Origin of the sequence: Zoogloea sp. (assembly GCF_028689785.1) — a bacterium.
GTDB lineage: Bacteria > Pseudomonadota > Gammaproteobacteria > Burkholderiales > Rhodocyclaceae > Zoogloea.
On the sequence record NZ_JAQVCN010000106.1, the window covers coordinates 1 to 7,185 of the forward strand.

Here is a 7,185-nt window from a genome sequence, read left to right on the forward strand (position 1 = left end):
CCCAACAGTTCCATGGTGATCACCTCATGTCCTCTGCCTCAAAATGAGGCAGAGAGGTTAAACACCCTGGTCAGTCTTCAACCGGAATTCACCCCGTTAGATGGTCAGTTTTCGGCCGGCGCCAACAGGGTGGGGTACTCGCCCCGTACCGCCCTCCCGAACATCTCCGCCTTTATGCGGCGTTGTTCGTCGCGCCACCACGGCTCCGGCGCTGCGGGCGGGGGATCAGCCGCGATGTGTTCAGGGTCTGGTGCGGGCTTTCTGGCCACCAGCGCCGCGATGTGTTCGGCCCTGCCGGCATAAACAGCCGGACGAGCTTGTACGGGTTCGCCACGTGTGGCGACGGAAAACAGCTTGGTCATGGAACTACCCCCAAACGGCCCCCAGGAAGGAAGGAAGGGTCAGGGGCGCCGATGGGGGCAGGTCTCGGGCTGCGAGCGGTGGATCAGACCGCCCGTGCCCCTGACCGCCAAATTATAAACTACGCTTATGAAAAAGGGCGCCATGTGGCGCCCTTGCCCTACCCGCTGAACTGGATCACCCCAGCGCCCGCGCCAGCTCCCGCGCCGCAGCTTTCGGCGCCATCCCGCGCAGATCCAGGGCGCCATCAGCGCCCCTGCCACCGTCCCCGCCCACTCGAGCGACCACGCCCCCTAGCGCCAGAACCCGCGCCGATTCTGCCGCGTTCTCGACAGTCACGAACACGTCCAGGTCACCGGGACGCACCTGCAGGGCTTGCAGGCATCGCGGCAGCACATCGTCAAACCACTGTGCCCGGTCAAAACCCTTGCGCTGCATCACAGGACGCTTGATGTCAGCATCAACATCGATCCAAACGGCGGGCACCTCAGCAAGTTTTTCATAAGCGTTTTTGATCTCGGTAAGGTTGTTCGAGTCGTTAGAGATGAGGCCGGTAATAATCGAGGTCATGGTTTTTCTCTGAGTTCGGTTCGGATAATGGCTTTTGGTTGCTGGCGCTGGTTACGCTGACGCTGCCAGCTTTTGTGCCAGCGCTTCAGGCTTTAGATGCACGTATCGGCTTAGAAGCTGCAGGGTGCGATGCCCGGACACTGCAGCTAGCTCAAGCGAGCTGAGCCCAGCCTCGGCCCAGCGGCTGAGGCTTTCGTGTCTCAAGTCGTGAAACCGAATGTCGCCCAGGTGGGCGGGGTCAGCTGCCACGCCTTCAGCCGCGCATGTGCGCTCGTAGGTGCCTCGCGCACGTTGTACCGCGCGGGAAAACGCTTGCGTAACGGAATCGCCGCGCATCGTGAAGACCTCACCCCCATCCAGGCGGCGGGGCAGGGCTCGCAGCAGCTCGACAGCAGCGGGGCTCAGTGGGACAGTTCGACCAAAGCCGTTCTTCGTGTCCATACCATCGAGCCGAGCGGTCCGGGCCGCCAAGTCGATATTGCGCCACTTCAGCGCAAGTAACTCACCTCGACGGGCAGCGCACTCAAGTGCTAAACGTACCAACAGCGATAATTCTCGCGACTCGGTTGCCCCCAGGATGGCGTCAATTTCAGCCGCACTCACCCGACGATCCCGGTGATCGCGAACCCTCGGCTTTCGCACCTGCTCGAAGGGGTTGGTCAGTCCTGAGTAACCCCAATCCACGACCGCCACATTGATTGCGTTTGACATAATTGCCATTTCGCGCAGCACAGTTGCCGGTGCCGACTCACGAAGTCGCCGATCTCGCCATGCAGCGACATCAGCGCTTGAAAGATCGGATAAGAACTTGCACGTGAGAGCCTTCGCATGACTACCTGCGGCAAGCATTGTTTTGATCCTGTAGCCTTCGGACGACTTTCCGCGCTTTGTGGGTGTTACCGAATCAGAGTAGCGACGCAACACCTCGGCGAAGGTTGTGCGGTCACCGATGGGACGCTTGTACAACCCTCGCGCAAGGTCAGCTTCCACGCCCTGAGCCCATACCCGCGCCGCCTCTTCGCTGGAAAAAGTCTTTGTTATCGGCAAGTCTCCCCGCCGAATAATGCGAACTCGCCAGCTGTTGCCACGCTGCGAAATTGATGCCATTTCAGCCCCCTAATTGTCCAAAAATTGACCAAAGGGAGGCGGCTGTCATAGATTGACCGGAAAAAACAAACCTAACTCACTGACACAACAAGGATCAGGGCCGATAGCTCAGCTGGGAGAGCGCTGCGTTCGCAATGCAGAGGTCGGGAGTTCGATCCTCCTTCGGCCACCATATACAAGGGCTCGGAAATTCTCCGGGCCTTTTTCTTGCCTGAAATTCCCGCGCTACGCGGGGTTCCGGCCATCTGTGCTGCGGGTGGCCATCAGCCGAAACGCCCGGAATCGGCCACTTTCTCGGCCAGAGCCGTCTCTGTTCTCCGTTTGGCCTGCGGGTAAGCGCAGATGGCGGTTTAGCAAAATCAACAACTTACGCGCGCCGGTTCACCGTCAACCAAGGCCACCGGTCAGGCATCGAACGCCATCAACGCGGTAGCCAACCTTCCTATCTTGCTCTATCATGAAGCGTCAAGATGAATCATGATGGAGACCGCCATGACGACTGCTGTCCGCGAAAAGTTTTCTTCCCAGGCCGCGCCCGATGTGCTGGCGGCGTTGCGCCAAATCGCAGAAAGCCAGGGCCGCCAGTTCCAGGCGGTGCTCGATGACGCCCTGCGCGACTACATCGACCGGCAGCAGAAGGAGCGCCCCCGCCGCCACGTGATGGCTTCTTTCGCGTCCAGTCTGGATGAGTTCGACAGCCTCTACCGCGAACTGGCCAAGTAAACCGTGGCTCACGATTACCTGACCGTGGCCGACGTGCTTGGCATGCACACGGTGCTGATGCAGCGGTATGGCGGCGCGCCGGGCGTACGCGATCCCGGAGCGCTGGAGGCCGCACTGTTTCGCCCGCAGACCGGCTACTACGATGACATCGTGGCCGAGGCAGCTGCCCTGCTGGAAAGCCTGGTGATCAACCACCCGTTCGTGGACGGCAACAAGCGCATCGCCTTTGCAGCGGCCGACGTGTTTCTGCGCATCAATGGCTGGCGCTTGCGGCGCGCCCCGATGCAGATCTATGCGGAAATGATGCAGATGTTCGAGTCGGGCACGTTCGACATCGCCCACCTCGATCTGTGGCTGCGGTCGTTTGCCGTCGCCGCAGAGTGATGCCATGAACGAGAAAACACCGAAAGTAAAAGGCCCGCGTCAGTGCCACGAGCAAGGGCTGGTCGATCTGAGTGGCGACCTTGCCTGGCGACTCGACCGCCCCATCCTGCCGCACCACCACCTTGCTGGCACCTCGCTTCCTGATCTTCAGGGGGATGAAGGTGGACAGCTTGACCTGCCCGCCATCCCGACATTCGCGGGCGATGGGGCCGCCCAAAGCCTGCACTTTCGGCTTCATGCTGCCACCTCCTGCTGCTCCCATTCCTGCAATTCCGCGCCGATGGTGCCGGGCATCAGCTCACCGGCCAGTTCCTGCCAGCCCTGATCTCGCCAGATGATTTCCAGCCCGCCGTCGGCAATCACCACCCGCTCGATCAGCAGTTGCGCCAGTCGGCATTGCTCCGCTGGAAACAGCTCCCGCCACAGGCCGGCGAGATTGCGCATCTGCAGAACGACCTGCGGCTCGGTGAGGTCGGGTGGCCATCAGCCGAAACGCCCGGAATCGGCCACTTTCTCGGCCAGAGCCGTCTCTTTTCGCCGTTTGTGCTGCGGGTAGGCGCAAGGCGCGGCCTCGAACAATCAGAGACTTACGCGCGGCATTTCATCGTCAACCAAGGCTATCGGTCGGACGTTCAAACCGCCATGCTGTCTTGATGGGAACCTATACGTTACCATCTGGTCCATGAGTTACCAGATCAAAGAACTCCTGCTGGACGATGGCGACAGCCCCTTCGCGGAGTGGTTCGGGTCGCTGGAGGCCGTTGCTGCTGCCAAGGTGCGGGTGGCCGTAAGCTGAATGGAGCAGGGCAACCTGTCCAACGTCGAGTGGTTTCGGGGCATTGGTGAGTACAAGATCGACTGGGGGCCGGGGTTGCGCATCTACCTGGCCAAGGACGGTCTGAAGATCATCATCCTGATCGGCGGCGGCACCAAGAAGCGCCAGCAGCAGGACATCGATCAGGCGGTGGCGCTGTGGGAAGACTACAAGCGCCGCAAGGTATCAACCTTCAAGGGAGCGAAGTGAGATGGCACTGACCCGTGACTTCAAAGAGACCGTGGCCGCGCGTGTGCAGAGCGATCCAGCCTTTGCGCAGGCGCTTCTGGACGAGGCCATCACGCTGTTCGTCAACGGCGAGCCGGAGTCGGCCAAGCTGATTCTGCGTGACCTGGTCAACGCCACGGTGGGTTTCGAGGCGCTGGCCGAGGAAATTCACAAGCCCGCCAAGAGCCTGCACCGGATGTTGTCGAAGTCGGGCAACCCGACCATGAGCAACATCTCGGCTGTCTTTGCCGCCGTCAAGCGTGCGCTCAAGGTCGAGGTGCACACCCGGATCGTGATGGCCTGATCTCAGGCATCGAACCCTGCCAGCACCTCCCGCTGCGCCGTCCAGTCACGCGGCAGTGGGTTGTGCTGGAACCACAGCAGGCTCATGCACCGGGGCTGCTTTCCGGCCAGGATGGTCTGGATGATGGCGGGCTCCAGCAGCGTCAGTCGGAGCAGTTCGTTGACCGTGGAGTGGTGCAGGCCCTCGCGCTTGGCGATCTCGCTCCCACTGCTGAGCACGCTGTCGTCGAGTAACTGCTGCCAGTAGAACGCCCGGGTCAGCGCCACCATCAAGGGCGCGTCGTGCTGGGTGTCTGCCTTGGCCTGTGCGGTGACGTCCCCATCCGGGCGCACCACCTGGCGGGTGCCACGCTTGCGGATCTTCAACGGGATGAAGGTCGACAGCTTGATTTCCCCGCCATCTCGACGCTCGCGGGCGATCGGCGCACCCGTTGCCGTGATCCTGGGTTTCACAGGGTTTCCTCCAGTTCCTGCAACTCGGCACCGATGGTTCCGGGCGCCAACTCGGCCGCCAATTCCGGCCAGCCCTGATCCCGCCAGAAGACCTCCAAGCCGCCGTCGGCGATCACCACCCGCTCGATGAGCAGTTGCGCCAGCCGGCACTGCTCTGCGGGGAACAGCTGCGGCCACATCGTCGCCAGCCGGCGCATGGGCAGCACCACCTCGGCTTCGGACATCTCCGGGTGGGTTTCCCGAATCCGATCCCACACCGATTGCACCACGTGCGGCGCCGACAGTGCGGCAATGATCTGTTCGACGACCAGCGCCTCGATCGGTCCAGCGGGCAAGGAGCCATGTTGGCTGGCCCAGGAGCCGAACCGACGGTGCTTGACCGGGGTGTAGTAGCGATAGGTCTTGTCCCGCTTGACCGTGTAACTGGGCACCAGCCGTTCGCCATCGGGCGTGAACAACAGTCCGCGCAGCAGCACTGGCTCGCGCATCCGGGCATGGGTTTCACGCCGCCGCTCGACGCCGTCGGTGGCGATCAGCGCATGCACCGCGTCCCACTGTGCCGGGGTGATGATGGCTGGGTGCTGGCCGGTGAAGCTCTGCCCCTTGTGGACGATCTCCCCGAGGTACACCCGGTTGTTCAGCATCTTGTAGATGGTCTGCTTGGTGAAGGACTTGCCACGCTTGGTCGCCACGCCTTCCGTGACGTAGGCCTTGACCATCAGCGTGGCCGAACGCATCGCGACGAAGTCGGCGAAGATGCGGCGCACCAAGGCTGCCTCGGTCTCGTTGACCACCAGCATTCGGTCGCGGACGTCGTACCCGAGGGGCAGCGGTCCGCCCATCCACATCCCCTTGGCCTTGCTCGCCGCGATCTTGTCCCGGATCCGCTCGCTGGTGACCTCGCGCTCGAACTGCGCGAAGGAGAGCAGGACGTTCAGCATCAGGCGGCCCATCGAGGTCGCCGAGTTGATCTGCTGCGTGACGGCGCTGAAGCTGACGCGGTGACGATCGAAGACATCGACCATCCGCGCGAAATCGGCCAGCGAGCGACTGAGGCGGTCGATCTTGTAGACGACGATGATGTCGATCTTGCCCGCTTGGATATCGGCCATCAGGCGGCGCAGGGCGGGCCGCTCCATGTTGCCGCCGGAGTAACCGCCGTCGTCGTAGTCGTCGGCAACGGCAATCCAGCCCTCATGACCCTGGCTCTTGATGAAGGCGTGGCCAGCTTCCTTCTGCGCATCGATGGAGTTGAAGGACTGGTCCAGTCGTTCGTCGCTGGAGACGCGGCAGTACACCGCGCAGCGCCTTGGTGCCACCAGCAGGGGGGCATTCATTGCTCATCCCCCTTGCCGTCGCGCAGGCCGAAGAACTTCGGCTCATTCCAACGCGTGCCCGTGATGTGGCGTGCCGCCGCCGACAGGCTCTTGAAGAGGTGACCATCAAGGGCATACAGCCCCTCCGGGGTGACCGTCACGCGATACTCGCGCTCCTCCCATTCGCGAATCAACGTCGTGCCGGGCATCAGCAGCGTCTGCCCGCCGCGCCCGACGTGGGTCTTGATCTTGGAGTGTTTGGCGCCGGCCTCGACCAGCATCTCACGCGTGGCCACGCCGCTGGCGCAGTGTGTGCCGGATTTGCCGGTGAACCAGTACGTGCGCCCGTCGTGCACCACGCGGTAGGGTCCGATGTGATCGAAGTCGGCTTGGATGGTCATCACGCCGCGGGGGCGATGGTTGGTGTCGGTGACCGGTACGCGCAGGGTTTGGTGGGTGCTCATTGCTTTCTCCGAGAGGGGTTTGCGGACCTCCATGAACGCGCTGTGCCGAGCAGAAGCCAAGTCAAACCAGGCTCTGCCCGGCGGGCTCGGAACGCCGTCAGTTGTGGATCGTGACCACGGTCGCCGCAGCGAAAGGGATCTCCTGCGGGCGCCCTTCAGCGTCGACTCGACGGTCCTCATCTCCTGCCAGGCCTGAACGAAGGCACGTGCCGCCGTCAGCATCCGTTCTGCGCTGGGCTGGAACACGCGCTTCATATCCCCGTGGATGAAGACCTCATCGACGTCGCGGGCCATCTCGGCAGCAAGGTCGACGACGCGCAGGAAGCGCGGTCCAGTCCCCCGGCGGCGCCAGCGCTCCAGGGCTTCTCGCTGATCTGCCAGCGGGCGGCGAGCTGTTGCGGGGTGAGATGCATTGCTGTCCTCCTGAGGGTGGTGACCACTGACCGACCGGCCCCTCGATGGG

The 7,185-nt window shown here is 62.7% G+C and carries 11 protein-coding genes and 1 tRNA gene; 5 read left to right on the plus strand and 7 right to left on the minus strand.

What is annotated here, in order from left to right:
• Positions 1–104 precede the first annotated feature (104 nt).
• From PHI64_RS22980 to PHI64_RS22990, 3 genes are all read right to left on the minus strand, one after another.
• A complete protein-coding gene (locus tag PHI64_RS22980; protein ID WP_299888561.1) occupies positions 105–362 on the minus strand; it encodes a hypothetical protein in 258 nt (85 codons plus the stop codon).
• Positions 363–537: 175 nt separating this feature from the next.
• On the minus strand, positions 538–930 hold the full coding sequence (locus tag PHI64_RS22985) for a hypothetical protein (protein ID WP_299888564.1): 393 nt from the start codon (positions 928–930) through the stop codon (positions 538–540).
• A 51-nt stretch (positions 931–981) separates the two neighbouring features.
• Positions 982–2,037: a site-specific integrase gene (locus PHI64_RS22990; RefSeq protein WP_299888567.1), complete on the minus strand. Its 1,056-nt coding sequence runs from the start codon at positions 2,035–2,037 to the stop codon at positions 982–984.
• Between the two features lie 97 nt (positions 2,038–2,134).
• Between PHI64_RS22990 and PHI64_RS22995 the strand changes: the two genes are divergently transcribed.
• From PHI64_RS22995 to PHI64_RS23005, 3 genes are all read left to right on the plus strand, one after another.
• Positions 2,135–2,209, plus strand: a tRNA-Ala gene (locus PHI64_RS22995).
• Between the two features lie 320 nt (positions 2,210–2,529).
• Positions 2,530–2,760, plus strand: coding sequence for a hypothetical protein (locus PHI64_RS23000; RefSeq protein ID WP_031408424.1), 231 nt, complete (start codon positions 2,530–2,532; stop codon positions 2,758–2,760).
• Between the two features lie 3 nt (positions 2,761–2,763).
• Positions 2,764–3,144, plus strand: coding sequence for a type II toxin-antitoxin system death-on-curing family toxin (locus PHI64_RS23005; protein ID WP_299888580.1), 381 nt, complete (start codon positions 2,764–2,766; stop codon positions 3,142–3,144).
• Between the two features lie 234 nt (positions 3,145–3,378).
• Here the strand turns inward: PHI64_RS23005 and PHI64_RS23010 are convergent, their stop codons facing one another.
• Positions 3,379–3,588, minus strand: coding sequence for a hypothetical protein (locus PHI64_RS23010; protein ID WP_299888583.1), 210 nt, complete (start codon positions 3,586–3,588; stop codon positions 3,379–3,381).
• 352 nt (positions 3,589–3,940) lie between these two features.
• On the opposite strand from PHI64_RS23010, the gene PHI64_RS23015 reads away from it, so the two are divergent.
• Positions 3,941–4,168: an addiction module killer protein gene (locus tag PHI64_RS23015; protein ID WP_299888586.1), complete on the plus strand. Its 228-nt coding sequence runs from the start codon at positions 3,941–3,943 to the stop codon at positions 4,166–4,168.
• Between the two features lies 1 nt (position 4,169).
• Complete coding sequence (locus PHI64_RS23020) at positions 4,170–4,490, plus strand: transcriptional regulator (protein WP_299888589.1); 321 nt, start codon at positions 4,170–4,172, stop codon at positions 4,488–4,490.
• 2 nt (positions 4,491–4,492) lie between these two features.
• Here the strand turns inward: PHI64_RS23020 and PHI64_RS23025 are convergent, their stop codons facing one another.
• The 3 genes from PHI64_RS23025 to PHI64_RS23035 all read right to left on the minus strand — a co-directional run.
• Positions 4,493–4,942: a site-specific recombinase resolvase gene (locus tag PHI64_RS23025; RefSeq protein WP_299888592.1), complete on the minus strand. Its 450-nt coding sequence runs from the start codon at positions 4,940–4,942 to the stop codon at positions 4,493–4,495.
• Positions 4,939–6,279, minus strand: a complete 1,341-nt coding sequence (locus PHI64_RS23030) for a recombinase family protein (RefSeq protein WP_299888595.1) — start codon at positions 6,277–6,279, stop codon at positions 4,939–4,941. Before PHI64_RS23030 ends, PHI64_RS23025 begins: the two co-directional genes overlap by 4 nt.
• The coding region (locus PHI64_RS23035; protein ID WP_299888599.1) for a DUF2924 domain-containing protein at positions 6,276–7,185 on the minus strand (910 nt) is incomplete at its 5' end. The genes PHI64_RS23035 and PHI64_RS23030, both read right to left, overlap by 4 nt.